This is a genomic window from Dankookia sp. P2, from assembly GCF_050632255.1.
Classification (GTDB): domain Bacteria; phylum Pseudomonadota; class Alphaproteobacteria; order Acetobacterales; family Acetobacteraceae; genus Paracraurococcus.
In genome coordinates this window covers 2,350,191-2,374,664 of the sequence record NZ_CP192581.1, presented here as the reverse complement: position 1 = coordinate 2,374,664, position 24,474 = coordinate 2,350,191, and the positions used below count along the sequence as shown (strand labels likewise).

Below are 24,474 nucleotides of genomic sequence, written 5' to 3'. Positions count from 1 at the left end.
GCTGCGGGGAAGAACATGCTGCGGCGCAGCGCGTTCCGCTGCATTGCACAATTAACCGCTCCAGATCCCCAGCCCGGCGCTCAACCGTCCTGGCGAGGGGGCATGCTGGCCTCCGCCGTCCGAACGGTGCGGTCTAGTTTCGCCTGCCCGGCCAGGATCAGGTCCAGATAGCCGTGCAGCATCTTCTGCTGCAGATCGATCAGCGCCACCGGGTTGACGAGGCGCAGCATCTCCTGGCCGATCTGCCAGTTGGCACGGGCCATCTCGCCAAGCATGCCGGCGAAGGCCTGCGGCAGCGCTGCCATTCCGTCCATTGGCGGCCGCAGCCCCACCGGTGCCTCGACCGTCTCCCGGACGGTGCGCTGGGCGAATTGTCGGCCGTCGGCCTCGACCGCCTCGACCCGGCGGGCGACCTCGGCGCCCGAGCGCCGCACCACCTCCGCCCCACGCTCCGTTGCCTCCCCGGCCTGACGGGCGGCCGCTTCCATGACTGCATCGCCCTGCTGCGCGGTCGCCTTGGTGACCTGACCGATAATCTCGGTTCCAGCCCTGGTGGCATCCTTGGCAGCCTGCTGGGCGCCGCGGCGCGCCGTCTCCGCCGCGCCATGGACTTGGTCGTGCCGCCTGTTGCCATCAGCCATAGCGAATTCCCTTCGTTGAATTGACGCGCCGGCAGAGACCCTTCTGGGATCCAGCAATCTCTGGTTTTGAGAAATTGTTGCCTCGCGGTAACACAAGTCACGATTGTGCCGGCAGGCAGAGCAACGTCGCGCCCGTTAGCGGGTTGCGGTACTTTGCTGCCGGGGCCGAATAGGCCACCTCGTCACAATCGAGGCTTGCCGCGGCTGGGCGACCGGTCCATGCCGTGCTGCACAATAACCCGAGGTAAGGCGATGCAGGCGGTGCTGACCGTCGATCTCGGCGCCGTGGCCGACAATTGGCGTAGCCTGCGCGACCGCGCGGCATCAGGCGCCGTGGCCGGGGTAGTGAAGGCGGACGGCTACGGTCTCGGCGCCGCCCCGGTGGCGCGCGCGTTGCAGGCTGCCGGCTGTCGGCACTTCTTCGTCGCTCACTTGGCTGAGGGCATGGCACTGCGCGCCGCACTCGGCCCCGGCCCGATGGTCGCGGTGCTGAACGGCTTCACGCCCGGCGCTGATGACGCGGCCGGCTTGCTGCCCGTGCTGAACGGCCCCGGCGACGTCGCCGCCTGGACCGCTGCCGCGAACGTCGCGGGCAGGCAACTTCCCGCCCTGCTGCACGTCGATACGGGCATGGCGCGGCTTGGCCTCACCCCAGTTGAGGTCGCGACCTTGGCCGATGATCCTGCGTGGCTGGCCGGGCTGGACCTGCGCTATGTGATGACCCACCTCGCCTGTGCCGATGAACCGGAGAACCCCCTGAACGCCCAGCAGGCCAGCCGCTTCCTCGCCATCCGCGCCCGCCTGCCGGCAGCGCCGGCGAGCCTGGCGAGATTCCTCCGGCATGTTCCTCGGCCCGGATTTCGGCTCCGACCTCGCCCGGCCGGGTTGCGCGCTATACGGCATCAACCCGACCCCGGTCGCGCCAAACCCGATGCGGCAAGTGGTGACGCTTGAGGCGCCGGTGCTGCAGGTGCGGAAGATTCCGGCCGGAACGCCGGTCGGCTATGGCGCCTCCTGGATCGCCGCGCGCCCTCTCGGATCGCCACCGTTGCCGCCGGCTATGCCGATGGCTACCTTCGTTCCCTCTCCGGGCGGGCCGTCGGCAGGATCGCCGGACGGCCCGTGCCCCTGGTCGGCCGGGTATCCATGGACCTCATCACCTTCGACGTAACCGATCTGCCCGACGTCCTGCCCGGCGCCATGGTGCAACTCATCGGCCCCGGGAATACCCCGGACGAGGTCGCCGCCGCGGCTGGCACCATCGGCTACGAGATCCTGACCTCGCTCGGCGCCCGCTATCGGCGCGAATACCGCGCCGCCTGATGGGAGCGATCCTGCTCGACCCGCTGGCGGCGCTCGGCCGCGGGGTTATCGCCGCCTGCCATGCCGTCGGCAACCTCGGGCTCTTTGCGCTCGAGGCGCTCAGCCATCTGCTGCGGCCACCCTTCTATGGTCGGCTGTTCTGGCGCGCCTTCGTCGAGATCGCCTGGTTCTCGCTGCCGGTGGTGGCGCTGACCGCGGTCTTCACCGGTATGGTCCTCGCGCTGCAGAGCTATACCGGCTTCGCCCGCTTCAACGCGCAGAGCGCCATCGCCAGCGTCGTGGTCATCTCCCTGGTGCGCGAGCTCGGCCCGGTGCTGGCGGCGCTGATGGTGGCCGGGCGCATCGGCGCCAGCTTCGCCGCCGAGATCGGCACCATGCGCGTCACCGACCAGATCGACGCGCTGACCACGCTGTCCACCAACCCGATGAAGTACCTGGTGGCGCCGCGCATCCTCGCGGCCGTGATCGCCCTGCCGCTGTTGGTGCTGGTGGCCGACGTGCTCGGCGTGATGGGGGGCTGGCTCATCGGCACCCAGAAGCTCGGCTTCGTCTCCGCCGCCTACCTGAAATCCACCTTCGACTACCTGGAGACGGACGACGTCGTCTCTGGCCTGGTGAAGGCCGCGGTCTTCGGCTTCGTCATCGCGCTGATGGGCACTTGGTGCGGGTACAACTCAAAGGGCGGGGCGCAGGGCGTTGGCGGGGCGACGACCAAGGCGGTGGTCGCCTCCTCCATCCTCATCCTTGCGCTGGACTACGTGCTGACCGAGATCTTTTTCGCACAATGAGGGACATGACCGACCAGGCGACCCTGCCGCCCCCCATCGCCACGCCCGGCGTGCCGAAGATCCGCATGCGCGGCGTGCGGAAGGCCTTCGGCGCGAAGCAGGTGCTGGACGGCGTCGACCTCGACGTCGCGGCCGGACATTCGTTGGTTATCCTCGGCGGATCGGGCAGCGGCAAGTCGGTGACGATCAAGAGCGTCCTCGGCCTGATCCAGCCTGATTCGGGCATGATCGAGGTTGATGGCCGCGACGTGCTGCGCATGGGCTGGCGGGAGCGCGAGGCGCTGGGCGACCGGATCGGCATGCTGTTCCAGAACGGCGCTCTGTTCGACAGCCTGCCGGTTTGGGAAAACGTCTGCTTCAAGCTGCTGGCGCAGAAGCGGATCACCCAGGCCAAGGCGCGCGACCATGCGGCCGAGGTGCTGGCCCAGGTCGGCCTGGCGGGATCGGTCGGCGACCTCTCGCCGGCGGAGCTTTCGGGCGGCATGCAGAAGCGCGTGGCGCTGGCGCGTGCCATCGCGGCGCGCCCGGACATTATCTTCTTCGACGAGCCGACCACCGGGCTCGACCCCATCATGGGCGCAGTGATCGACGGGCTTATCGTCGATTGCGTGAAGAAGCTGGGTGCGACGGCGGTCTCCATCACCCATGACATGGCAAGCGCGCGGCGGATCGGCGACACCGCGGCGATGCTGCACAAGGGCGCATCGTCTGGAGCGGGCCGGCGGGCGCGCTCGGCCATACCGGCAATGCGCTGGTCGACCAGTTCGCCAATGGCGAGCGCGAGGGACCCATCCAGATGGAACTGCGGCGGTAGCCGCCTTGCGGGGCGCATAGCGCTGCCGCGCCCTTGCCGCCCCTACCGTCCCGGCTTCGGCGGATCCGCCTGCGCCGTCGCCGGATCCTCCGGCCAGTTGTGCTTCGGGTAGCGCCCGCGCATGTCCTTCCGCGCGTCCAGCCAGCCCGCCTTCCAGAACCCGGCCAGGTCGCCCGTGAGGGCGATCGGCCGCCCGGCCGGCGAGAGCAGCGCGACCTGCAGCGGCACGCGGCCATCCGCTAATCTCGGCAGGCCGGACAGGCCATACAGATGCTGCGCCCTTGCTTCCAGCGTCGGCACCTCCCGCGCATAGTCGATGGCGGCGCTGCGGCCCATCGGCAGCGGCAGCCGGGCGGGCAGGGCAGCGTCCAGCCGCTGCCGGCGGTCCCAGGGCAGCGCCTGCAGCAGGATCTCGGGCAGGTTCAGGCCCGCCAGCTCGGTCAGCTTCGTTCTGCCATGCAGGTGCGGCGCCAGCCAAGCCTGCGCCGTGGCGATCAGCGTGGCATCCGACAGGTCCGGCCAGGACTCGCCCTCCGCCTGCCGCATCCAGCCGATCCGTGCCTGGAGCTGCCGCGCGCCCTCGCCCCAGGGCAGGTCGCGCAAGCCCCGTTCCGCCACCGCCGCCGCCAGGGCCGCTGCGACCGCCGCCGGGTCGGCATGCGCGATGGTCGCCTCCTCCAGCACCAGCGGGCCGAAGCGGAGGCGGCGGCGGGCCTGCACGGCGCCGCTCCGCGCATCGAAGCCAGCGCCTTCCTCCCGCACGAAGCGCTCGGGGAAGCGCGCTTCCAGCGCCGCGCGGTCGATCCGGGCGGCCATGCGGATACGTGCCTCGGTGCCCTGCAGCTCGAGGTCGGCGACCGCCAGCAGCGGCGACTTGGCCAGCGGATCTGTCATCGCCAGCCGGGCACCCTGGCCGCTCGCCAGGCGGAAGGCGCCGGCCATGACGCCGCGCATGGCGGCGATCCGGTCGGGGAAGCCGGCGGCCAGCAGGGCGCCGGGATCGCCCTCCGAATGAACGCTGCCATGGACCCCGAGCCGCCGCCGGTGCAGCGCCGCGGCGCGGCGGATGCGCTGGATCGTCGGTCGATCGGCATTCGGGTGGTCACCGCCATGCAGAAGGTCGAGCCGCAGGCCGATATCGGCCGGCGCCTCCCGGCCGCGGATCGGGTCGCGTTCCTCCAGCAGCGCCGCGAGGTCGGCGGCCATGGCCTTCTCCCCCTCGCTCTCGGCGGCGGCCAGCATGCGCGCCAGCCTGGGATGGGTGCCGAGCCTCGCCATGCGGCGGCCGATGGCGGTCACGCGGCCCACCGCGTCCAGCGCGTCGAGCTCCGTGAGCAAGAGCCGGGCTGCGGCCATGGTGCCGGCCGGCGGCGGGTCCAGCCAGGCCAGCGCGCCCGGTTCTGCCCCCCAGGCGGCGAGGTCGAGGGCGAGGCCCGACAACTCCTCCTCGAGGATCGCAGGCCGGTCCTGCAGCGCCAGGCCGCGATGCAGCGCTTCCGACCACAGCCGGATGGCGAGGCCCGGGGCGGTGCGGCCGGCGCGGCCGGCGCGCTGCTCGGCCGCGGCCTTGCTGATGCGGACGGTGACCAGCCGGGACAGGCCGGTGGCGGGGTCGAGCCGCGGCGCCCGGCGGAAGCCGCCATCGACCACGATCCGGACGCCGGGGACGGTCAGCGAGGTCTCGGCGATCGAGGTCGCCAGCACCACCTTCCGTCGCGGGCCCGGGTTCAGCGCCAAGTCCTGCTCGGCGGGGGCATCTCGCCATGCAGCGGGCGGATATCGGCCTCGATTCCTCCCAGCCGCTCGGCGGTGCGGCGAGATCTCGCCCCAGCCGGGCAGGAAGGCCAGGAGGTCGCCGGGATGCGCCCGCAGCGCCGTCCGGATCGCCGCCGCCATGGCCTCCGGCAGGTCGCGCGGGTCCTGGATGTCGCGCGGCCGGTGCTCGATGCCGACCGGGAAGGCACGGCCGAGGCTCTCGACTCGGGGCGCTTCCATCAGCTCGGCAAAGGCGCCGCCATCCAGCGTCGCCGACATCGCCAGCAGCCGCAGCTCAGGCCGCAGCGCCCGTTGCAGGTCGAGGCAAAGGGCAAGAGCCAGATCCGTGTCGAGGTTGCGCTCATGCGCCTCGTCGAACAGCACCGCGGCGACGCCATCGAGCCCGGGATCCGATTGCAGCCGCCGCACCAGCAGCCCCTCCGTCACCACCTCGACCCGCGTGGCGGCCGAGATGGCGCGGTCGAGCCGGGTGGCGAGGCCGATGGTCTGGCCGGGCGCGGATTCGCCGATCAGCTCGGCCATCCGCCGCGCCGCGGCCCGCGCCGCCACGCGGCGAGGCTCCAGCACCAGGATCTTCCGCCCTGCCGCCCAGGGCTCGTCCTTCAGCACCAGCGGCACCAACGTGGTCTTGCCGGCGCCGGGCGGGGCGATGAGCAGGGCATTCGGGCCGGCGCGCAACGTCGCGGTCAGCGCCGGCAGCGCCTCGGTCACGGGAAGGTCGGGGAGCATGCGGCGGCTTATACGGTGACCGTCGCCGCTCTCCTATCCAAGCGGGGTCAGGCCTCCTCGCCGTCCTCTTCCTCCTCGCCTTCCTCGTCGAGCTCGATCAGGAAGACTGCGAAGTCGTCGCCGTCGCCCGGGCCGTCCTCGTCGCCGGCGCTGTCCTCCTGCGCCTCTGCCAGGCCCTGCTCCCAGCGGGTGGTCTCGACCGGGTCGGCATCGCGTACCGTGAGCGGCGCCTCGCCGTCCCAGACCGGCACGCCCTCGGATTCTGAATTCCTGCAGGTCGGGCCCGATCAGGCTGGTCAGGATCTCCTGGGCAGACTCGCGGCTCGCCTCGGAGAAGACGAGCACGGGCCGGCCTGCGACCTCGACGGTGAACAATGGCATGGCGTGGGATTCCTGGTTGGCGGGCTGCTCCTAGACCGGATCGCCGCGGCGCGGAAACGCCGGGGCCGACGAGTTCGCTCCCGCCCGCCGGCGGGTGGCGCTTGCTTTGGCCGTCGCGCGTTCCGTTCTATGGCTACGCCATGGTCCGCCACCTCCTGTCCGCCCTGCTGATCTTCCTCGTCCCGCTCGCCGCCCGGGCCGGGGAGAGCGCGGCCATCCGCTCGCCGCGGGCCACCGCCACGCTGGTCGCCGCCGCCGCCGCGGTGGCGCCGGGCGAGCCGGTCGAGCTCGGCCTCCGCCTGCGCCTCGCCCCCGGCTGGCACACTTATTGGCAGAACCCTGGCGATGCCGGCGCGCCGCCGGAGGTGACCATCCTGGCGCCCGCCGAGGCCGAGGGAGCCCGATCCGCTGGCCGGCCCCGCCCGCATCCCGACCGGCCCGCTGGTCAGCTTCGGCTATGAGGGCGAGGTGCTGCTACCCTTCCGGATGGCGGCGCCGTCCGGCCTTGCCCCGGGCGACCGGCTGACCGTCGAGGCCGAGGCGAGCTGGCTGGTCTGCGCCGAGCTCTGCATCCCCGAGGAGGGGCGCTTCCGCCTGGACCTGCCGGTGGCTGCCGCCCGCCGGACCGATGCCGGCCTCGCGCCGCTCTTTACCGCCGCGGAAGCTGCCGCGCCGCGGCCCTCGCCCTGGGTGGCACGGGCAGCGCTGGCCGGGACGCGCGGAAGCCTGACCCTGGAAGGGGAGGGGCTCAAGGCCGGCAGGGTCCGCGACGCCTTCTTCTTCCCCGCTGAGAGCGGGTTGCTCGACAATGCTGCGCCGCAGCGGCTGAGCTTGCACGACGAAAGGCTGACCCTGGCGCTGACCCGGCCGGAGGGTGCGGCGACCCCCGCCACGCTGTCCGGCGTGGTCGCCCTGACCGATGCGGCGGGCGTGCGGTCGGCCTATGCCGTTGCCGCCCCGGTCGGCGGGATGCCGGAAGCCGCGACCGAGGCCCTGCCGCTCTGGCAGGCGCTGCTCTCGGCTTTCCTCGGCGGTCTGATCCTCAACCTGATGCCCTGCGTTTTCCCGATCCTGGCGATGAAGGCGATGGCGCTGGCGCGGCTGTCCGGCGCCGCCCGGTCCGAGGTCCGGGCGCATGCCGGCAGCTATACGCTCGGCGTGCTGGCGACCTTCCTGGCCCTGGCCGGGTTGCTGATCGGGTTCCGCGCGGCCGGGATCGCCGCCGGCTGGGGCTTCCAGTTCACCGCGCCGGCTTTCGTCGCGGCGCTGGCTTGGTTGATGTTCGCGGTCGGGCTGAATCTTTCGGGCGTTTATGCCATCGCTGGCCCGGCCGGGGCGGGCGGCACGCTGGCCGGGCGTGGCGGCCATCTCGGCAGCTTCGCCACCGGGGCGCTGGCTGTGCTGGTGGCGACTCCCTGCACGGCGCCCTTCATGGCCGCCGCCGTCGGCACCGCGCTCGCCCTGCCGGCACCGGCGACGCTCGCGGTCTTCGCCGCGCTCGGCCTTGGTCTCGCCGCGCCCTACGCGCTGCTCGGGTTGTTCCCCGGCTTGGCAGGGCGTCTGCCGCGGCCGGGCGCCTGGATGGAATGGCTGCGCCAGGGTCTCGCCTTCCCGATGTATGCCGCGGCTGCCTGGCTGGCCTGGGTGCTAGCACAGCAGGCCGGCCCAGACGGGTTGCTGCTGGTCCTGGCGGGCGCCGTGCTGCTCGGCTTCGCCGGCTGGGTGCTTGGCATCGCCCAGCGTAGTGCCGGGGTCGGGCGGCTGGCCGGCCGGGCGCTGGCCGGCGCCGCCGCGATCGCCGCCCTGGCCTTGTTGCCGGCACTGGCCACTGCGCCGCCCACGGCCGCCGCCGAAGCCGGCGCCGAGCCCTGGTCAGCCGCCCGCGTCGCCGCGCTGCAGGCCGAGGGCCGGCCGGTTTTCGTCAACCTGACCGCCGCCTGGTGCATCACCTGCAAGGTGAACGAGCAACTGGTCCTGAAATCCGCTCCGGTCCAGGCCGCCTTCGCCGGCCGCAACCTCGCCTATCTGAAAGGCGACTGGACCAATGGTGATGCCGCCATCGGTGCCCTGCTGCGCGAATACGGGCGGGAGGGTGTGCCGCTCTACCTGGTCTATCCGGCCGGCGGCGGCGGGCCGGCGCTGCTGCCGCAGGTGCTGACCGAAGGGATTGTCCTGCGCGCGCTCGGCGCCACGCGCTGAGCTTTGTCACGCGCCCGTCACGGCGACGTCATTGCCGCGTAGCCGGCTGCGCGGTATCGCCGTTGGACATGGAAGCTGTGGCTAGCGCCCCGATCGATGCCCTCAAGCCGCGCCGCCTGCGCCGGCGCAAGCCCATCCGCTTCGGCCAGGGCCTGCCCGGCGGCCGGCTCTTCGAGGTCTTCACCGAACGCCCGCTCGGCGGCCGCTTCCGGGCGGCGCGGCGGCTGGTCAGCATGCTGGCCTGGACGCTGCTCTGCCTGCCCGTCCAGGCCGTGCTGGTGCTGCTGCCGGGACACGCCAAGTCCCGCTTCCCGGTCTTCTACCACCGCGTCGCCGCCTGGCTGATCGGGCTGAAGGTTCAGGTGGTCGGCACCCCCTGCCGTGACCGGCCGGTGCTCTTCGTCTCCAACCATTCCTCATGGCTCGACATCCCGGTCCTCGGCGGCGTGCTGGACGCCGCCTTTGTCGCCAAGGCCGAGGTCGGGACATGGCCGGGCATCCGCACGCTGGCGCGGCTCAGCCGCACCGTCTTCGTCAGCCGCAGCCGCGGCGCCACGGGGCAGGAGGCCGCGGCGATGCGCGGCCGGATGGCGGCCGGCAACAGCCTGATCCTCTTCCCTGAGGGCACCAGCAACGACGGGACGCGGGAGCTGCCCTTCCGGTCGTCCTTCTTCGCCATTGCCGACGGGGCGCGGCTGATCCAGCCGGTCTCCGTCGTCTATGACCGGCTGGGCGGCCTGCCGGCCTGCCGGCGCGACCGGCCGCTGTTTGCCTGGTACGGCGACATGGAGATCGCCAGCCATTTCTGGCGGCTCGCCCGGCGCAGCGGCGCCCGGGTCACGGTGGTGCTGCACGAACCCTTCGCCCCAGACCGCCTGCCCAACCGCAAGGCCCTGGCGAGCGAGGCCGCGCGCATGGTCCGCGAGGGGGCCGAGCAGCTGCGCCGTAATCGGCCGGCGGTGCCGCTGGCCGCCCGGCTGCCGGAAAGCGTTGCTTGACCGGAGCCCCGCTGCTGGCGGACGCTTCGGGCGTGAGACGATTCGCCATCCTTTGCCGGCCTCCGCCCGTCCTGGCGCCGCCGGACCCATCGGGCGCTTGACCCCGGGCCGCGCCTTGCGCATCTGCCCCGCTTCCCCCGGCACCCCTTCGCGGCCGGGGTGGCGGAGTGTTTTCCCGGCATGACCACTGAAACGCCAGCGCCCCGGAAGCGGCTCTTCATCCGGACCTGGGGCTGCCAGATGAACGTCTACGACAGCGGCCGGATGGCCGATGTCCTGGCGCCGATTGGCTATGCCCCGTCCGAGACGCCGGACGGCGCTGACATGGTCATTCTCAATACCTGCCATATCCGTGAGAAAGCGACGGAGAAGCTGTTCTCCGAGCTCGGCCGGCTACGCGAGGCCAAGGCGGCGAAGCGGGCCAGGGGCGGCGAGATGGTGCTGGCCGTCGCCGGTTGCGTCGCCCAGGCCGAGGGCAAGGAGATCACCGCCCGCGCCCCGTGGGTGGACATCGTCCTCGGCCCGCAGACCTACCACAAGCTGCCCGAGATGGTGGCCCGCGCCAGCCGCGCCGCCGGCGCCGTGATCGAGTGCGACTTCCCGGCTGAGGACAAATCTGACCACCTGCCGGATGCCGCGGTGCCGCAGGGAGTGACCGCCTTCCTGACCGTGCAGGAGGGTTGCGACAAATCCTGTTCCTTCTGCGTCGTGCCCTATACGCGCGGTGCCGAATTCTCCCGCCCCGTCGCTGGTGTGCTGGCCGAGGCCCGGCGCCTGGTGGCCGCCGGGGCCCGTGAGATCTCGCTGCTTGGGCAGAACGTGAATGCCTATCATGGGGAGGACCCGGATGGCCGGCCCTGGGGCCTCGGCCGGCTGCTCCGCGCCCTGGCGGAGATTCCCGGCCTGCTCCGGCTGCGCTACACCACCAGCCACCCGCGCGATGTGGACGACGACCTGATCGCCGCGCATCGCGACCTGCCGCAGCTCATGCCCTTCCTGCACCTGCCGGTGCAGAGCGGCAGCGACCGGGTGCTGGCGGCGATGAACCGCGGCCATACGGCGGCCGAGTTTCTGCGCATCGTCGACCGGCTGCGCGAGGCACGGCCGGATCTCGCGCTCTCCTCCGACTTCATCGCCGGCCACCCCGGCGAGACGGTGGCCGAGTTCGAACAGACCATGGCGCTGGTTCGCCGCGTCGGCTTCGCCCAGGCTTACAGCTTCAAATACTCGTCCCGCCCTGGAACACCGGCCGCCGGCGCGCCACATCAGGTGCCGGAGGCGGAGAAGGATGCACGGTTGCAGGCGCTCCAGGCGCTGCTTAGGGACCAGCAGGACGCGTTCAACCGCTCCCGCGTCGGCATGACCTTTCCTGTGCTCTTCACCGGCCCCGGCCGCCATGCCGGCCAGGTTGCCGGCCGCACCCTTGGCTGCAGCCCCTGCACCTGCCCGGCCCGCTCTCGCTGGTCGGCACGGAAGCTTCCGTGACGGTGCTGGCCGCGCATCCCAATCTCGCTCTCCGGCCTGCTGGCGGTCGGGCGCGAAGCCGACAATGTCCAGCCCGCAGAGGAGCCCGCGCCCGCTTGAACCCCGCCGCCATCGCCCTCAGGCCCGGAGACGCGCGCGCCATCACGCGCCCTGTCCCCACCCTCCCCGAACAGCGGACCGTTACTCTGCAGTTCGACGACAATGCCCTGCTCCCCCTGCTCTACGGGGAACATGACCGCCACTTGGTGCGGATCGAGCAGCGGCTGGGGATAAAGCTTGGGTCGCGCGGCAACCGGTTGACCATCGCGGGCAGCTCGGCGAGCACCGAACTGGCCGAATCCGCGTTGCGGTCGCTCTGGCGGCGGCTGGAGAAGGGACAAGGCGTGACCACGGCCGATGTCGAGGCAGCATTGCGGATGGCGGAAGGGGAGGCGGAGAACGACCCGCGCCTGCCGCTGCAGGACGTGCCGGAGATCCGCACCCGCAAGGCGGCGATTGCCCCGCGCAGCCCGGCCCAGGCCGCCTATATCGAGATGCTGTCGCGCCAGGAGATGGTCTTCGGTGTCGGTCCGGCCGGCACCGGCAAGACCTACCTGGCCGTCGCCCAGGGCGTCGCCCTGCTGCAGGCCGGCCGGGTGGACCGCATCGTGCTCTCCCGCCCGGCGGTCGAGGCCGGCGAGCGCCTGGGATTCCTGCCTGGCGACATGAAGGAAAAGGTGGACCCCTACCTCCGCCCCCTTTATGACGCGCTTCACGACATGCTGCCGGCGGAACAGGTCGCCCGGCGGATCACCAGCGGCGAGATCGAGATCGCGCCGCTGGCCTTTATGCGCGGCCGCACGCTGGCCCATTGCTTCGCCATATTGGATGAGGCGCAGAACACAACGGCGGCGCAGATGAAGATGTTCCTCACCCGCATGGGCGAGGGAACGCGGATGGTGATCACCGGCGATCCGACCCAGGTCGATTTGCCGAGCGGTCAGCAGAGCGGGCTGATCGATGCCCTGCGCATCCTGGACGGGGTGCCGGGTATCGGAGTGGCCCGCTTCGACGAGCGGGACGTGGTCCGCCATCCCTTGGTGGCGAAGATTGTCTCGGCCTACGGGCGGGCCGATGTCCAGGCTGCTGAACAGCGTAGGGAAGCCTACGCGGAACAGCAGGGGCGTCGGGGGAAGAAGGAACAGGATGGAACCGGGAAGTAGGCGTCCCGGCGGTGCGGGGAGACATCCCCCGCCTTTGCCGGGATCATGGACGAGGACGACGCAGACCCTCCGGAATTCGCGCCGGATCTGGTGGTCGAGGTCGTGATGGCCGAGCCGGCCTGGCGGCGCCTGGTGCCCCGGGCCGAGGCCCTGGCTCGACGTGCCGTGGAAGCCGCGCTGCGCGAGACCGGCGAGGCCGGCAGCGTCACCGTCCTGCTTGCGGATGACCGCGCGTTGAAGCGCCTCAACGGCGAGCATCGCGGCAAGGACAAGCCGACCAACGTGCTGAGCTTTCCCGGGATGGGGGAGCATCTCGGCGATATCGCCCTTGCGCTCGGCGTGGTGCGGCGGGAGGCCTTGGTGGCCGGCAAGCGGCCCGAGGCGCATTTTGCCCACCTGGTCGCGCACGGCACCCTGCACCTGATCGGGCACGACCACCTCGCGGCCGGCGAGGCGCGCCGGATGGAACGGGCCGAGGCCCGTGCCATGCGTCGCATGCGGCTGCCCAACCCCTGGCGGGGGTGTCGTCATGAGCCTGTCGAACGGCGAGGCGCGCGAGCAACGCCAGGGCATCCTCTGGCGGCTGCAGGGCCTGTTGCGGAAGCGCGAGGCCGAGAGCGTCCGCGACCGCATGGAGGAGCTGATCGAGGAGCACGAGGAGCTTCCGCGCGACAGCAACGGCCGCGGCCATCCGGACGAGTTCAGCGTGCAGGAACGCGCGGTGCTCGGCAATGTCCTGAAGCTGCGGGACAAGACCGCGGACGACGTGATGGTGCCGCGCGCCGACATCATGGCGATGCCGGAGGACTTCACCCTCGACCAGGCGATCCGCCTGATCCAGCGGGACGGTCACAGCCGTTATCCGGTCTATCGCGGCCAGCTCGACGAGATCGTCGGCATGGTCCACATCAAGGATGTTTTTGCCAGCGTCGGCGGCGAAAAGCCCTTCGACATGAAGGCGATCCTGCGCAAGCCGCTCTTCACCGTGCCCTCCGTCCCAGTGCTCGACCTGCTGCTGCAGATGCGTCAGGCGCGGGTGCACATGGCGCTGGTGGTGGACGAATATGGTGGGATCGACGGGCTGGTGACGATCGAAGATCTGGTCGAGACCATCACCGGCGACATCTCGGATGAGCACGACGAGGAAGGGCCGCCGCAGATGGTGGAACGGCCGGATGGCACGCTCGAGCTCGATGCCCGCATGCCGGTCGAGGCCTTCGAGGCGCGGATGGGCGGCGCGGTGCTGACCGAGGAGGAGCGCGCCGCCGATATCGACACGATGGGCGGGCTGGTCTTCACCCTGGCGGGCCGCGTGCCCGCCAAGGGCGAACTGGTCTCGCATTCCTCGGGCCTCGAATTTCGCGTGCTGGAAGCCGATCCGCGGCGAATCCGCCGGCTGAAGGTGCGCCGGCCGGGCAGCCAGGCGACGAAGCAGGCGGCTGAATAGGGAACCATTGCGCGTCTTCTTGCTTCACCTGTCAGGCGAAGCGAGAGGGACCGCGATGCCGTTCAAGGGCAAGCCGCCGGGCAGCGGCTCGGGCGAGATGTCGCGGCGCACCCAGGCCTTACGGCCAGAAATCGCGCTGAGCCCGGCGGAGGCCACCAAGGCCCGCGCGCTGCGTCGGCAGGGCGCCGAACCCGGCGAGATTGCCGCCCGATTCGGCGTCCCGCTCGAGGAGGTCGAGAAGGCGCTCGTGCAGATGCGCAGCCGGCGCCCCGAGAGCACCCGCGGCACTCTGAACGTGACGCTCGCGGCGCATCGCTTTGTCATGGCCGAACGCCAGGGCGAGGAACCGCTCTGGCAGACCATGGACCGTATCTTCGATGAGCTAATCCGGCTGCGGCAGCAGGTGGCGAACCGCCCGCCGGCGGCGGCGAAGCCGCGGCGCGAGGTGGGGCGGCCGGACGACCTGCTGCCTGGGCTGCTGCCGGAACCCGGGCCGCACTGACACGAGAGGCAAAGGCCAGGGAGGAGGTATCCTCCTTGGACCCACCTCTATTTTTGTGAGTCCGGCACTCGCTGCGGGGCGGCTCGGGGAGGGAACGCTTTACCCTTTCCAACCTTGCTGCCGACACCGCGTCGCACCGCCCGCGTTGACCCGGGATGGATGCGCCCCCACCGCCCGGCAAGGACCCCTTCGACATCGACCAGGTCTTCCGCCTGCTGCGGGAGGCGACCGCCGACCTGCCGAAGGCGGCGATGTTCGACCTGCGCGACCGCGGCCATGCCTCTCCTTTCGAGCAACTGGTCGCTGCGCTCATCTCCGCCCGCACCCGGGACGAGACCACGACGCCGGTCTGCCTCCGCCTCTTTGCCCGCGCCCGTACGCCGGAGGCCATGGCTGTGCTGCCGGAGGCCGAACTGGTCGATTTGCTCCAGGGCGCGACCTTCCCCGAACCCAAGGCGCGCGACATCATCGCCCTCTCGCGCCGTATCGCCGAGGCCGGGGCGGTGCCGGACAGCATGGATGGGCTGCAGGCGCTGCGTGGCGTCGGCCCGAAGATCGCTGCGCTGACCTTGGGCGTCGGCTTCGGCAAGCCGGCCATTTCGGTCGACATTCATGTCCACCGCATCGCCAACCGCTGGGGCTATGTGGCGACGACGACGCCCGAGCGGACCATGCAGGCGCTGCTGGCAAAGTTGCCGGAACGCTACTGGGTGGAGATCAACGAGCGGTTGGTGCCCTTCGGCAAGTCCGTCTGCACCGGGGAACGGCCGCGCTGCTCCGCCTGCGCCCTGCTGCGGCAATGCCGTCAGGTCGGCGTCGGCGCGCATCGGTGACATGGCCGGCCGTCGCATCCGGGGCTAAACTGCGCGCCGCCAGAAGGGGCAGAGACCCCCGCCACGAGGAACCCGGCCCATGACCCTCTCCATCCGCCCCGCCAACCCGGCCCGCCCCGATTTCGTCGGCGAGGCCGCGGGCGTCGACATCCGCGCCGGCGTCTCTGCCGCCGAAGCCGCGGCGATCGAGGAGGGCATGGACCGCTACGGCGTGCTGGTCTTCCGCGGCCAGGACATAGACGACGCCCAGCAGATCGCCTTCAGCCGTCACTTCGGCCCGCTCGAGCTCGCCACCGGCGACATCGTCCAGGGCCAAGCCCGGCGCCTGTCCATGGAGGTGAACGACATCTCCAACCTGCACCAAGACGGCAGCGTCATGGCGCGGGACGACCGCAAGCGGTTGTTCTCCTTGGGCAATATGCTCTGGCACAGCGACAGCAGCTTCAAGGCGACGCCGGCCAAGTTCTCCCTGCTTTCGGCGCGCGTCATCCCGGGCCGCGACGGCAATACCGAATTCGCCGACATGCGCGCGGCCTGGGACGCGCTCGACCCGGTGCTGCAGGCGCAGGTGCGCGACCTCGTCACCGAGCACAGCCAGATCTATTCGCGCGGCGTGCTGGGCTTCACCGACTTCACCGCGGAGGAACTAGCCAAATGGGCACCGGTGCCGCAGCGGCTGGTGCGCCGGCACCCGCGCACCGGGCGGCTATCGCTCTTCCTTTCAGCCCATGCCGGCGCCATCCAGGGCTGGCCGGTGCCGGAGGCGCGGGCCCTGCTGCGCGACCTGACCGAGCATGCGACGCAGCGTGAATTCGTCCATGCCCATGTCTGGCAGCCGCGCATGACCTAGTTATGTGGGACAACCGCGTCACCATGCACCGCGCCCGGCGCTACGATTCGACCCAGGTGCGCGACCTGCATCGGACGACGGTGGCGGACATGGCGCCGACGCTGCAGCAGGCGGCGTAGCGCGACGGAACCGGCGCGGGCGAGAGGGCTCCGCTACTCGTCCCGCCGCGGCCGCGCCAGCAGCCTTCCCATTGCGTCGGCCACCGTCAGGTCGCCGGCCAGCAGGTCGGCGACCGCCGCACAGATTGGCAGCTCCACCCCGGTCGCCGCGGCCCGCGCGACCAGGGCCGGCGCGGTCGCCACGCCTTCGGTGACGCCGACGCGCTCCGCCAGCACCTCCGCCAGGCTTCGGCCGCGGCCGAGCGCTATCCCGAGCGAGGTGTTGCGGCTGGCCGGGCCGCAGGCGGTCAGCAGCAGGTCGCCGAGGCCGGAGAGCCCCGCCGCCGTCTCCGCTTTCCCGCCGAGGGCCACCGCCAACCGCGATAGCTCCGCCACCCCACGCGTTACCAGCGCCGCCCTGGCATTCTCGCCGAGCCCCGCGCCGATCACTGCCCCTGCGGCGATGGCGATGACGTTCTTCGCCGCGCCGCCGACCTGCACGCCGATGGGATCGTCCGAGCCGTAGAGCCGGAAGGCCGGCGTCGCCAGCAAGTCGCCGATCCGCTCCCGCAGGCCCGTATCATGGCTGGCAATGACCGCTGCGGCAGGCAGGCCGGCGGCGACCTCATGAGCAAAGTTCGGGCCGGACAGCACTGCGGCGGGCAGGCCGCGCCACAGCATTTCAGCGAGCTCGAGCGGCAGCAGCAGGGTCGATCGCTCCACCCCCTTGGCTGCGAGGACCAGGGGCGGCGCCTGCGCCGGCAGCCCGGCCAGGAAGGGCCGCAGGTGCTGCGCAGGCACCGCCAGGATGGCAGCCGCGGCGCGGTGCAGCGCGGTGGTCAGGTCTGCGGTCACCGCAAGGCCGGCTGGCAGGGCGACGCCTGGCAGGTACCGGACATTCTCGCGGGCTGCCGCGATCGCCGCTATCCGCGCCGGGTCGCGCGCCCAGAGCGTCACCGCCTGCCCTGCGCGCGACGCCTGCAGCGCCAGTGCGGTGCCCCAGGCGCCGGCGCCAAGGACGGCGAGCCGCGCCATCTATTCCTCCGCGACCCGGGTCATCGCCCAGCCCTGGCCGGGTTCGCCATCGCTCAGCCTGTCCAATAGCGCGCCGAGGATGGCGCCGCCCTCCGCCTCAGATTTCCAGGGCGGGTTGGCGACCAGCAGGCCGCAGCCGTTCAGCCGCTGCGGGTCGGTCGGCTCGCGCAGCCAGAACTCGGCAGCGACCAGGTTGCGGACGCCGCTATCCTGCAGCGCGGTGTGGAAGGCGCGCACCGGGGCGCGGTGCTTGATCGGGTACCAGCAGGCCTGGACCGCGCCGCGGAAGCGTTGGGACACCAGGGCGATCCCCTGGGCAAGCCGGGCGAACTCGCCCTCCTGCTCGAAGGGCGGGTCGACCAGCACCAGTCCGCGCTTCTCCGGGAAGGGGTAAGGGCCTTCAGCGCCTCCCAGCCGTCGCGGTGGTGGACGGCCACCTGTGGGTCGCGACGGAAAAGCGCGCGGAGCGTCGCGGCGTCATCGGGGTGCAGCTCGCAGGCCAGCAGGCGGTCCTGCGGCCGCAGCAGGCCGGCGACCAAAGCGGGGGAGCCAGGATAGCGCGCCGGGGCGCCGGCGGCGCGGACCAGCGCCACGTAGTCGGCCAGCGGCCCGGCCTCGACCTCCAGCAGCCGGCCGATGCCGCGCCGCCATTCGCCGGTCCGCTCGGCCGCAGAGGTCTCCGACAGGTCGTAGCTGCCGATGCCGGCATGGGTGTCCAGCACCCGGAAGGGCTTCTCCTTTGCCGCGAGGGCGCGCAGCAGCCAGACCAGCAGCGCGTGCTTCATGCAGTCGGCGAAATTGCCGGCGTGGAAGGCGTGGCGGTGATCCACGCGACCCTCACATCAGGCGCGGCGGATGACCTCGCCGTTGCGCGTCTCGGCGGGCAGGCAGAGCGCGGCGATGGCCGGCGCGACGTCCCCGGGCTGGGCGATCGAGGCCGGGTCCTCGCCCGGCATGGCCATGCCGCGCAGCTTGGTGGCGACCGGGCCGGGGTCGAACAGGTTGACCCGCAGCGGCGTATTGGCGACCTCGGCCGCCCAGGACCGTGCCAGGTGTTCCTGGCCCGCCTTGCCGAAGCCATAGAGGCCCCAATAGGCGCGCGGCTCCGCCACCAGCCCATCCGTCAGGAAGACGGCGCGGCCGGCCGCAGCGGCGCGCAGCGGCGGGTCGCAGGTGCGGATCAGCCGCCAGGCCGTGGACAGGTTCACCGCTATGGCTTCCTGCCAGTCCCTCGGCATTATGTGCGCCACGGGGGTCAGCTTCGACAGCACTCCGGCCGCATGCACCAGGACATCAAGGCGCCCGAAGCGCTGGGCGATGGATGGCCCGACCATGTCGAGCTTCTCGCCGTCCTTCATCAGGTCGAGCGGAAAGAGCGTCGCCTGGCCGCCGGCGGTGCGGATCGCGTCGTCCACTTCCTCCAGCGCGCCCTGGGTGCGCGCGGTCAGCACGCAATGCGCGCCGAGCCGGGCGAGCTCCAGCGCCACGGCGGCGCCGATGCCGCGGGACGCCCCGGTGACGAGGGCGACCGAGCCCTCCAGCGGCTTCGGCATCAGCTCGCCTGCAGCAGCGAAAGCTGCTTGTCCTGGTTGTCCCCGGCATCGGTCAGCGGGATGCCGTAGTCGCCGGTGAAGCAGGCATCGCAATAGGCCGGATTGGCCGGATCACGGTTTGGCTTGCCGAGCGCGCGGTAGAGACCATCGAGCGAGATGAAGGCCAGGCTGTCGACGCCGATGATCCGCGCCATCTCCTCGAGGTCGTGCTGCGCCGCCAGCAGCTTGCCGCGCTCCGGCGTGTCGATGCCGTAGTAGCAGCTGTGCGTGGTGGGCGGGGAGGAGATACGCATGTGCACCTCCTTCGCTCCGGCGGCCCGCACCATCTCGACGATCTTACGGCTTGTGGTGCCACGGACGATGCTGTCGTCGACCAGGATGACCCGCTTGCCTTCCAGCATCGGCCGGTTGGCGCTGTGCTTGAGCTTGACGCCGAGGTTGCGGATCTGGTCGGTCGGCTCGATGAAGGTGCGGCCGACATAGTGATTGCGGATGATCCCGAGCTCGAAGGGGATGCCGCTCTCGAGCGAGTAGCCCATCGCCGCCGGCACGCCGCTATCCGGCACCGGCACCACCACATCGGCTTCGACGCCGCTCTCGCGCGCCAGCTCGGCGCCGATGCTCTTGCGGGTCTGATAAACCGGGGTGCCCTCGACCACGCTGTCGGGGCGTGCGAAATAGATGTATTCGAAGATGCAGAAGCGGTCCTGCTGCTTGCCGAAGGGCTTGATGCTGTGTACGCCCTTATCGTCGATGACAATGATCTCGCCGGCATCGATGTCGCGGACGAACTCGGCGCCGACGATGTCCAGCGCGCAGGTCTCGGAGGTCAGCACCCAGGAGGGAGCGGTACCGCCTTCCCCGCCCAGGCGCCCTAGCACCAGCGGCCGGACGCCGAGCGGATCGCGCGCGCCGATCAGCGCGCCGTTGTGCAGCGCGACCAGGCTGTAGGCGCCCTGCACCTGGCGCAGCGCGTCGATCAGGCGGTCCACCACGGTGGAATAGAGACTGATGGCGATGAGGTGGATGAACACCTCCGAGTCCGTGGTCGACTGGAACAGGCAGCCGCGGTTGACCAGGTTGCGGCGGAGACCGACCGCATTGGTGAGGTTACCGTTATGCGCCACGCCGAAGCCGCCGAAGGCGAAGTCGGCGTACAGTGGTTGAACGTTGCGCAGCGCCGTCTCGCCGGTGGTGGCGTAGCGGTTGTGGCCGATCGCCGCGCTGCCGCGCAGCCCGGCCATGACCTTGGGATTGGAGAAGGTGTCGCCGACCAATCCCTGGCCCTTGTGGGCGTGGAAGATGCCGCCGTCGTCGAGCGCGACGATGCCGGCGGCCTCCTGGCCGCGGTGCTGCAGGGCATGCAGGCCGAGCGCGGTCAGCGCCGCGGCGTCGGTGGCGTTCCAGACGCCGAAGACGCCGCATTCCTCGTGGAATTTGTCGTCGTCATGCGGACGGGTGGACAGGTCGGTCATGCGGGTGTCCTCACGTCCGGTTGCGGGCCGGCGGGCGCATCAATTCGTCCTGCGTCGGCAGGCCGCGGGCCGGGGGCGGCGACGCGGGGCCGGTATTCGGGCGGCAGTCGGGCCACCACCCAATCCGAGCCATCAACGACCAGTGGCAGCACCCGGGCATCCCGGACGGCCTCGGGCCAGCGATCGGCGGCGGGCAGGACCATGCCGCCGAGGATATAGGCGAGGATGACGAGAAACGCACCCCGGGCGATGCCGAAGACGAGACCGAGAGCGCGGTCGGTTCCGCCCAGCACCGAATCCTGCACGAAGCGGGCGACGAAGCTGATGATGATCTTCAGGACCACCAGCACCACCAGGAAGACGCCGCCGGCGGCCAGGGCATTGGCCAGCCAGGCCGGCTCGACACTGCCTTCCAGCAGCGGCGCCAGCCGCGGGTAGAGGGCAAGCGCCAGCAGGGCGGCGCCGATCCAGGCGCCGACCCCCAGCACTTCCTGCACAAGCCCCCGCATGAAGGCGAGCAACGCCGACACGGCGAGCACCGCCAGCACCACGAAATCGACCCAGGTCATCGTGGCGCGGGTATAGCGGTGGGGGAGCGGCGGTGTCCACGCGAGCGGCAACCTCCCGAAGCGGGACAGCCACGCGGTTTCGGCGGGCCGTCAGCCCGGCCGCAGGCCGGCCCGGTCCGCTGCCGCGCGGGTCCAGGCGCCCTCCCGCGCCAGGAAGGCGGCGAAGCCGGCCGGGGTCGCCTCCTCGGCCGAGGCCATCTCGCTGCCCATCTCCTCCAGCCGCCGCCGGTTGGCAGGGTCGGCCACCGCGGCGGCGACCGCGGCGGCCAGCGGCGCAACGACCTCGGCCGGGGTGCCGGCCGGGGCGACGATGCCGACGAAGGCGGCGGCGCGGAAGCCGGGGACGCCGGCCTCCTCGAAGCTCGGCACCTCCGGGATCACCGCCAGCCGGCCGGCGGAGCCCGTCGCCAGGATCCGCACCGCGCCTTCGCGGTGCAGCGGCAGGGCGGTGGAGATCTCGGTCATGCCCGCCTTGATGTTGCCGGCGATCAGGTCCGGCGCCATCGCCCCGCCGCTGCCATAGGGCACGTGCTGCAGGGCGGCGCCGGTCGCCGCATTGAAGCTCTCGATCGCCAGGTGCGAGGTGCTGCCGGTGCCGGAGGAGCCGGTACTGATGCTGCCGGGCGCGGCCTTGGCGAGCGCAATCAGCTCGGCGAGGGTCCGCGCCGGAACGCTGCGATGCACCGCGAGCACATTCGGCGTGCGGACGAAGAGCCCAACCGGGGTGAAGTCGCGCGCCGGGTCGTAGCCGAGATTGGCCTGGATCACCGGGTTGACCGTCAGCGGCCCGTTCGAGCCGAGGAAGATCGCATAGCCGTCCGCCTTCGCCCTGGCGAAGGCGGTGGCGGCGACGTTGCCAGCGGCGCCGGCGCGGTTCTCCACCACCACCGGCTGGCCGAGCCGCTCCGCCATCCGCGGCGCCATCACCCGGGCGACGGTGTCGGAATTGCCGCCCGGGGCGAAGGGGACGACCAGCCGGACCGGTCGGTCGGGGAAGCCGGCCTGGGCGCCGGCGCGGCCGGCCGGCAGCAGGAAGGGCAGGGCCAGCAGGGCGCGGCGGGCGGGTGTCATGGCGTTTCCTCGGTTTCTTTCGCGCCAGCATGGCCGGCGCCGCGCAACCGGAACAGCCCCATGCCGCGGCCGCCGGCTCAGGGCCTCGGCGGCGGCCGGGGCGCGGCGGCCCTCCTTGCCCGCGTTGCACTCCGACCTGGCCGGCGGCTTCGCGGCCTTGGCAGCGAAGGGCGCCACCAAGTCGGCCATGTGGCCGATCTCGGTCAGCCGCAGCCCATCCAGCGCCACCGGCACCCGGCCGCCACGGGCCAGCCGGCGAGGCAGCACGGCGGCGGCGAAGCCGAGCTTCTGAGCTTCCCGCAGCCGGGATTCCGCTTGCGCCACCTGGCGAATCTCCCCGAAAGGCCGACCTCGCCGAAATAGACCGTGCCCGGGTCGGTCGGCCGGTCGGTCGCCGCTGAGACCAGTGCGGCGGCGACCGCCAGGTCGGCGGCCGGCTCGTTGATCCGCAGGCCACCGGCGATATTGAGGTAGACGTCGTTCTGCCCGAGCGTCAGGCCGCAGCGCGCTTCCAGCACCGCCATCAGCATCGACAGCCGCCCACTGTCCCACCCCACCACCTGCCGGCGCGGGCTGCCCCCGTGGAGGGCGCAAGCAGCGCCTGGACTTCGACCAGCACCGGCCGCGTGCCCTCGATCCCCGCGAAGACCGCCGAGCCGGAGACGTTGCCGCGGCGCTCCGCCAGAAACAGGGCGGAGGGGTTGGGGACCTCGACCAGGCCGCGCTCGGTCATCTCGAAGACGCCGATCTCGTCCGTGGCGCCGAAGCGGTTCTTCACCGCCCGCAGGATGCGGAACTGGTGACCGCGATCCCCTTCGAAGTAGAGCGTCGCATCCACCATATGTTCGAGCACCCGCGGCCCGGCCAGCGTGCCCTCCTTTGTCACGTGGCCGACCAGGACCAGAGCGAAGCCGCGCGACTTGGCCAGCCGGATCAGCTCGGCGGCGCAGGTGCGGACCTGGGCGACCGTGCCCGGCGCGCTGTCGAGCGCATCCAGCCACATGGTCTGAATGGAATCGATGACGACCAGGGCGGCGTCGCTCTGCTGCTCCAGGCTGGCGACGATGTCGCGCAGCGCGCTGGCGGCGGCGAGTTCCAGCGGCGCCTTCTCGAGGCCGAGGCGGAGCGCCCGCAGCCGGACCTGGGCCACCGCCTCCTCCCCGCTGATATAAAGGGCGCGGCGGCCGGACTGGGCGATGCGGGCCGCGGCCTGCAGCAGGATGGTGGACTTGCCGATGCCCGGATCGCCGCCGACCAGCACGGCCGAAGCCGGGACCAGCCCGCCGCCCAGCACCCGGTCCAATCCAGGCAGACCGGTCGGGATGCGCGGCGGCGGGGCGCTGCTACCCTCCAGCCCAACGAGATTCGATCTGCCGCCCGCCGATCGCCTTGGCCGCCGGGCCGGGGCCGCGGGCGGCCGGCGCCAGCTCCTCCTGCAGGGTGTTCCACTCGCCGCAGGCGTCGCACTTGCCCTGCCATTTCGGGGCGACGGCGCCGCAGGCCTGGCAGACGAAGCGGTTGCGGTCCTTGGCCAAGCCGGGCGCTCCTGTGGGACTAAAACGTGAACATGAGGTATAGCGTCCCAGTGCCGCGGCGTCACCCGATTCCGCCGGGCCGGGCCTGGACCGATCCGCCGGGCCGACCCATCCTCAACACATGGAAACGCACTTCCCCTATCGTCTCACCGTCTGTGGCATCGAGGAGCTGACTGGCCATTCCGAGGCTGGGGTCAGCCATGTCCTCTCCATCCTCGACCCCGACTGGCCGGTGCCGGAGGCCTTCGGCAGCTTCGGGGAGCATGCCAAGCTGGAGCTTCGTTTTCACGATGTGATCGAGCTCGCGCCTGGCACCGTCCCGCCCTCCGAGCAGGATGTGCGCGCAGTGCTGGCCTTCGGCCGCGACCTCGAAGCCGAGACGGCGTCGCGGCTGCTGGTGCATTGCCATGCCGGCATCTCGCGCTCGACCGCCTCGATGGCCCTGATCCTGGCGCAGGCGCGGCCGGCGCTGGGGGCGGAGGAAATCTTGCAGGGCATCCTCGGCATCCGCGAGAAGGCCTGGCCGAACCTGCGGATCCTCGAGATAGGCGATGCGATGCTGGGCCGCGGCGGCACGCTGCCGGCCGCAGCGGCGGCGCTGTACCGGCACCAGCTGAATATCCGCCCGCATCTGGCCCAGGTGATGCGCAATGCCGGGCGGGGCCGGGAAGTGGATGCGGGCGAGGCCTACGGCTGATGCCCCTCCCGTACCGTCAGGCCGCCAGGGCCTGCTCCAGCGTCGGCGCCACGTCGGTCAGCGTCACCCGGCGCATGTCGCGCGGGAAGCGTTTGTCGTCGAAGGGACGGGCGCGGTGCATGGTCGTGCGGTTGTCCCACATCACCAGGTCCCACTGCCGCCATTGATGCGCGTAGACGAACTGCCTCTGGGTCGCAATTCGGTTAAGTTGCGGATCAGCATCATTGCCTCGGGCCGCGGCCAGCCGAGGATCTGGCCGATATGCGCCGACAGGTAGATCGAATGGCGCCGCGAGCCGGGATGCCAGCGTACCAACCGCTGCTTGACCGGGGCAAAGGCCAGCTTCTCCTCCGGCGTGTACTCCTCGAAGCCCATCGAGCCGCGCGAATAGATCAGGCTGTGCTCGGTGACGAGGTCCTTGATCTGCGCCTTGGTCTCCTCCGGCAGCGCGTCCCAGGCGGCGCGCATGTCGG

General features: G+C 71.5%; 19 protein-coding genes and 7 pseudogenes. 15 read left to right on the top strand and 11 right to left on the bottom strand.

From position 1 onward, the window contains the following. Positions 1-80: 80 nt before the first annotated feature. A complete protein-coding gene (locus ACQ86J_RS14175) occupies positions 81-641 on the bottom strand; it encodes a hypothetical protein (protein WP_431271595.1) in 561 nt (186 codons plus the stop codon). A gap of 219 nt (positions 642-860) precedes the next feature. Between ACQ86J_RS14175 and alr the strand changes: the two are divergent. From alr to ACQ86J_RS14160, 3 genes and pseudogenes are all read left to right on the top strand, one after another. Beyond that, positions 861-1,964 (top strand): annotated as a pseudogene (gene alr, locus ACQ86J_RS14170) (alanine racemase). Beyond that, complete coding sequence (locus ACQ86J_RS14165; protein WP_431271594.1) at positions 1,964-2,752, top strand: MlaE family ABC transporter permease; 789 nt, start codon at positions 1,964-1,966, stop codon at positions 2,750-2,752. Before alr ends, ACQ86J_RS14165 begins: the two are co-directional and overlap by 1 nt. A gap of 5 nt (positions 2,753-2,757) precedes the next feature. Then, a pseudogene (locus ACQ86J_RS14160) lies at positions 2,758-3,566 on the top strand (ABC transporter ATP-binding protein). 42 nt (positions 3,567-3,608) lie between these two features. Here the strand turns inward: ACQ86J_RS14160 and hrpB are convergent. Together hrpB and ACQ86J_RS14150 are read right to left on the bottom strand one after the other, a co-directional pair. Further along, positions 3,609-6,071 carry an ATP-dependent helicase HrpB gene (hrpB, locus tag ACQ86J_RS14155; protein WP_431271593.1) on the bottom strand — a complete coding sequence of 821 codons (2,463 nt, stop codon included), beginning with the start codon at positions 6,069-6,071 and terminating at the stop codon, positions 3,609-3,611. A gap of 47 nt (positions 6,072-6,118) precedes the next feature. After that, positions 6,119-6,322 (bottom strand): hypothetical protein, encoded by a 204-nt coding sequence (locus tag ACQ86J_RS14150; RefSeq protein WP_431271592.1) that lies wholly within the window; start codon positions 6,320-6,322, stop codon positions 6,119-6,121. Positions 6,323-6,592: 270 nt separating this feature from the next. On the opposite strand from ACQ86J_RS14150, the gene ACQ86J_RS14145 reads away from it, so the two are divergent. The 11 genes and pseudogenes from ACQ86J_RS14145 (at position 6,593) to ACQ86J_RS14095 (ending at position 16,087) form a co-directional block, all read left to right on the top strand. Next, positions 6,593-6,913 carry a protein-disulfide reductase DsbD domain-containing protein gene (locus ACQ86J_RS14145; RefSeq protein WP_431271591.1) on the top strand — a complete coding sequence of 107 codons (321 nt, stop codon included), beginning with the start codon at positions 6,593-6,595 and terminating at the stop codon, positions 6,911-6,913. Positions 6,914-6,920: 7 nt separating this feature from the next. Beyond that, on the top strand, positions 6,921-8,651 hold the full coding sequence (locus ACQ86J_RS14140) for a protein-disulfide reductase DsbD family protein (RefSeq protein WP_431271590.1): 1,731 nt from the start codon (positions 6,921-6,923) through the stop codon (positions 8,649-8,651). A 68-nt stretch (positions 8,652-8,719) separates the two neighbouring features. Then, complete coding sequence (locus tag ACQ86J_RS14135; protein WP_431271589.1) at positions 8,720-9,649, top strand: lysophospholipid acyltransferase family protein; 930 nt, start codon at positions 8,720-8,722, stop codon at positions 9,647-9,649. Positions 9,650-9,829: 180 nt separating this feature from the next. Beyond that, positions 9,830-11,157, top strand: a pseudogene (gene miaB / locus ACQ86J_RS14130) (tRNA (N6-isopentenyl adenosine(37)-C2)-methylthiotransferase MiaB); the annotation flags it as partial. Positions 11,158-11,274: 117 nt separating this feature from the next. After that, positions 11,275-12,336, top strand: coding sequence for a PhoH family protein (locus ACQ86J_RS14125; RefSeq protein WP_431272404.1), 1,062 nt, complete (start codon positions 11,275-11,277; stop codon positions 12,334-12,336). Positions 12,337-12,381: 45 nt separating this feature from the next. Beyond that, a pseudogene (gene ybeY, locus ACQ86J_RS14120) lies at positions 12,382-12,783 on the top strand (rRNA maturation RNase YbeY); the annotation flags it as partial. An 82-nt stretch (positions 12,784-12,865) separates the two neighbouring features. Beyond that, on the top strand, positions 12,866-13,783 hold the full coding sequence (locus ACQ86J_RS14115; RefSeq protein WP_431271588.1) for a hemolysin family protein: 918 nt from the start codon (positions 12,866-12,868) through the stop codon (positions 13,781-13,783). Positions 13,784-13,838: 55 nt separating this feature from the next. Then, positions 13,839-14,285: a hypothetical protein gene (locus ACQ86J_RS14110; RefSeq protein WP_431271587.1), complete on the top strand. Its 447-nt coding sequence runs from the start codon at positions 13,839-13,841 to the stop codon at positions 14,283-14,285. Positions 14,286-14,440: 155 nt separating this feature from the next. Further along, positions 14,441-15,118, top strand: coding sequence for an endonuclease III domain-containing protein (locus tag ACQ86J_RS14105; RefSeq protein ID WP_431271586.1), 678 nt, complete (start codon positions 14,441-14,443; stop codon positions 15,116-15,118). 79 nt (positions 15,119-15,197) lie between these two features. Beyond that, entirely contained in the window at positions 15,198-15,968 is a 771-nt protein-coding gene (locus ACQ86J_RS14100) for a TauD/TfdA dioxygenase family protein (RefSeq protein WP_431271585.1), read from the top strand. A gap of 2 nt (positions 15,969-15,970) precedes the next feature. Then, on the top strand, positions 15,971-16,087 hold the full coding sequence (locus ACQ86J_RS14095) for a hypothetical protein (RefSeq protein ID WP_431271584.1): 117 nt from the start codon (positions 15,971-15,973) through the stop codon (positions 16,085-16,087). Between the two features lie 33 nt (positions 16,088-16,120). On the opposite strand, the gene ACQ86J_RS14090 is transcribed toward ACQ86J_RS14095, so the two are convergent. The 7 genes and pseudogenes from ACQ86J_RS14090 to radA form a co-directional block, all read right to left on the bottom strand. Continuing rightward, complete coding sequence (locus ACQ86J_RS14090) at positions 16,121-17,101, bottom strand: NAD(P)H-dependent glycerol-3-phosphate dehydrogenase (RefSeq protein WP_431271583.1); 981 nt, start codon at positions 17,099-17,101, stop codon at positions 16,121-16,123. Then, positions 17,102-17,931, bottom strand: a pseudogene (locus tag ACQ86J_RS14085) (23S rRNA (adenine(2030)-N(6))-methyltransferase RlmJ). It abuts the gene before it with no gap. A gap of 12 nt (positions 17,932-17,943) precedes the next feature. Beyond that, a complete protein-coding gene (locus tag ACQ86J_RS14080; RefSeq protein WP_431271582.1) occupies positions 17,944-18,654 on the bottom strand; it encodes an SDR family NAD(P)-dependent oxidoreductase in 711 nt (236 codons plus the stop codon). After that, on the bottom strand, positions 18,654-20,129 hold the full coding sequence (gene purF, locus ACQ86J_RS14075; RefSeq protein ID WP_431271581.1) for an amidophosphoribosyltransferase: 1,476 nt from the start codon (positions 20,127-20,129) through the stop codon (positions 18,654-18,656). The genes ACQ86J_RS14080 and purF overlap by 1 nt, the downstream gene beginning before the upstream one ends. Continuing rightward, positions 20,126-20,698: a CvpA family protein gene (locus tag ACQ86J_RS14070; protein ID WP_431271580.1), complete on the bottom strand. Its 573-nt coding sequence runs from the start codon at positions 20,696-20,698 to the stop codon at positions 20,126-20,128. The genes purF and ACQ86J_RS14070 overlap by 4 nt, the downstream gene beginning before the upstream one ends. A 90-nt stretch (positions 20,699-20,788) precedes the next feature. Next, positions 20,789-21,610, bottom strand: a complete 822-nt coding sequence (locus tag ACQ86J_RS14065; RefSeq protein ID WP_431272403.1) for a Bug family tripartite tricarboxylate transporter substrate binding protein — start codon at positions 21,608-21,610, stop codon at positions 20,789-20,791. A 330-nt stretch (positions 21,611-21,940) separates the two neighbouring features. Continuing rightward, positions 21,941-23,304 (bottom strand): annotated as a pseudogene (radA, locus tag ACQ86J_RS14060) (DNA repair protein RadA); the annotation flags it as partial. A 121-nt stretch (positions 23,305-23,425) separates the two neighbouring features. Here radA and ACQ86J_RS14055 point away from each other — a divergent pair. Then, the gene (locus tag ACQ86J_RS14055) at positions 23,426-24,001 is read left to right on the top strand and encodes a tyrosine phosphatase family protein (protein WP_431271579.1); all 576 of its coding nucleotides are present in this window, start codon (positions 23,426-23,428) and stop codon (positions 23,999-24,001) included. 16 nt (positions 24,002-24,017) lie between these two features. Here ACQ86J_RS14055 and ACQ86J_RS14050 read toward each other — a convergent pair. Then, positions 24,018-24,469, bottom strand: a pseudogene (locus tag ACQ86J_RS14050) (TauD/TfdA dioxygenase family protein). Between the last annotated feature and the right edge of the window lie 5 nt (positions 24,470-24,474).

Bases quoted from the DNA above. Each gene is read 5' to 3' on its own strand.
- ACQ86J_RS14055 (WP_431271579.1), top strand. From the start codon at position 23,426: ATGGAAACGCACTTCCCCTATCGTCTCACCGTCTGTGGCATCGAGGAG.
- ACQ86J_RS14095 (WP_431271584.1), top strand. From the start codon at position 15,971: ATGTGGGACAACCGCGTCACCATGCACCGCGCCCGGCGCTACGATTCG.
- ACQ86J_RS14165 (WP_431271594.1), top strand. From the start codon at position 1,964: ATGGGAGCGATCCTGCTCGACCCGCTGGCGGCGCTCGGCCGCGGGGTT.
- ACQ86J_RS14080 (WP_431271582.1), bottom strand. From the start codon at position 18,654: ATGCCGAAGCCGCTGGAGGGCTCGGTCGCCCTCGTCACCGGGGCGTCC.
- ACQ86J_RS14070 (WP_431271580.1), bottom strand. From the start codon at position 20,698: ATGACCTGGGTCGATTTCGTGGTGCTGGCGGTGCTCGCCGTGTCGGCG.
- hrpB (WP_431271593.1), bottom strand. From the start codon at position 6,071: ATGCTCCCCGACCTTCCCGTGACCGAGGCGCTGCCGGCGCTGACCGCG.
- ACQ86J_RS14145 (WP_431271591.1), top strand. From the start codon at position 6,593: ATGGTCCGCCACCTCCTGTCCGCCCTGCTGATCTTCCTCGTCCCGCTC.
- ACQ86J_RS14175 (WP_431271595.1), bottom strand. From the start codon at position 641: ATGGCTGATGGCAACAGGCGGCACGACCAAGTCCATGGCGCGGCGGAG.
- ACQ86J_RS14110 (WP_431271587.1), top strand. From the start codon at position 13,839: ATGCCGTTCAAGGGCAAGCCGCCGGGCAGCGGCTCGGGCGAGATGTCG.
- ACQ86J_RS14090 (WP_431271583.1), bottom strand. From the start codon at position 17,101: ATGGCGCGGCTCGCCGTCCTTGGCGCCGGCGCCTGGGGCACCGCACTG.
- purF (WP_431271581.1), bottom strand. From the start codon at position 20,129: ATGACCGACCTGTCCACCCGTCCGCATGACGACGACAAATTCCACGAG.
- ACQ86J_RS14065 (WP_431272403.1), bottom strand. From the start codon at position 21,610: ATGGCGGAGCGGCTCGGCCAGCCGGTGGTGGTGGAGAACCGCGCCGGC.
- ACQ86J_RS14105 (WP_431271586.1), top strand. From the start codon at position 14,441: ATGGATGCGCCCCCACCGCCCGGCAAGGACCCCTTCGACATCGACCAG.
- ACQ86J_RS14135 (WP_431271589.1), top strand. From the start codon at position 8,720: ATGGAAGCTGTGGCTAGCGCCCCGATCGATGCCCTCAAGCCGCGCCGC.
- ACQ86J_RS14115 (WP_431271588.1), top strand. From the start codon at position 12,866: ATGAGCCTGTCGAACGGCGAGGCGCGCGAGCAACGCCAGGGCATCCTC.
- ACQ86J_RS14100 (WP_431271585.1), top strand. From the start codon at position 15,198: ATGACCCTCTCCATCCGCCCCGCCAACCCGGCCCGCCCCGATTTCGTC.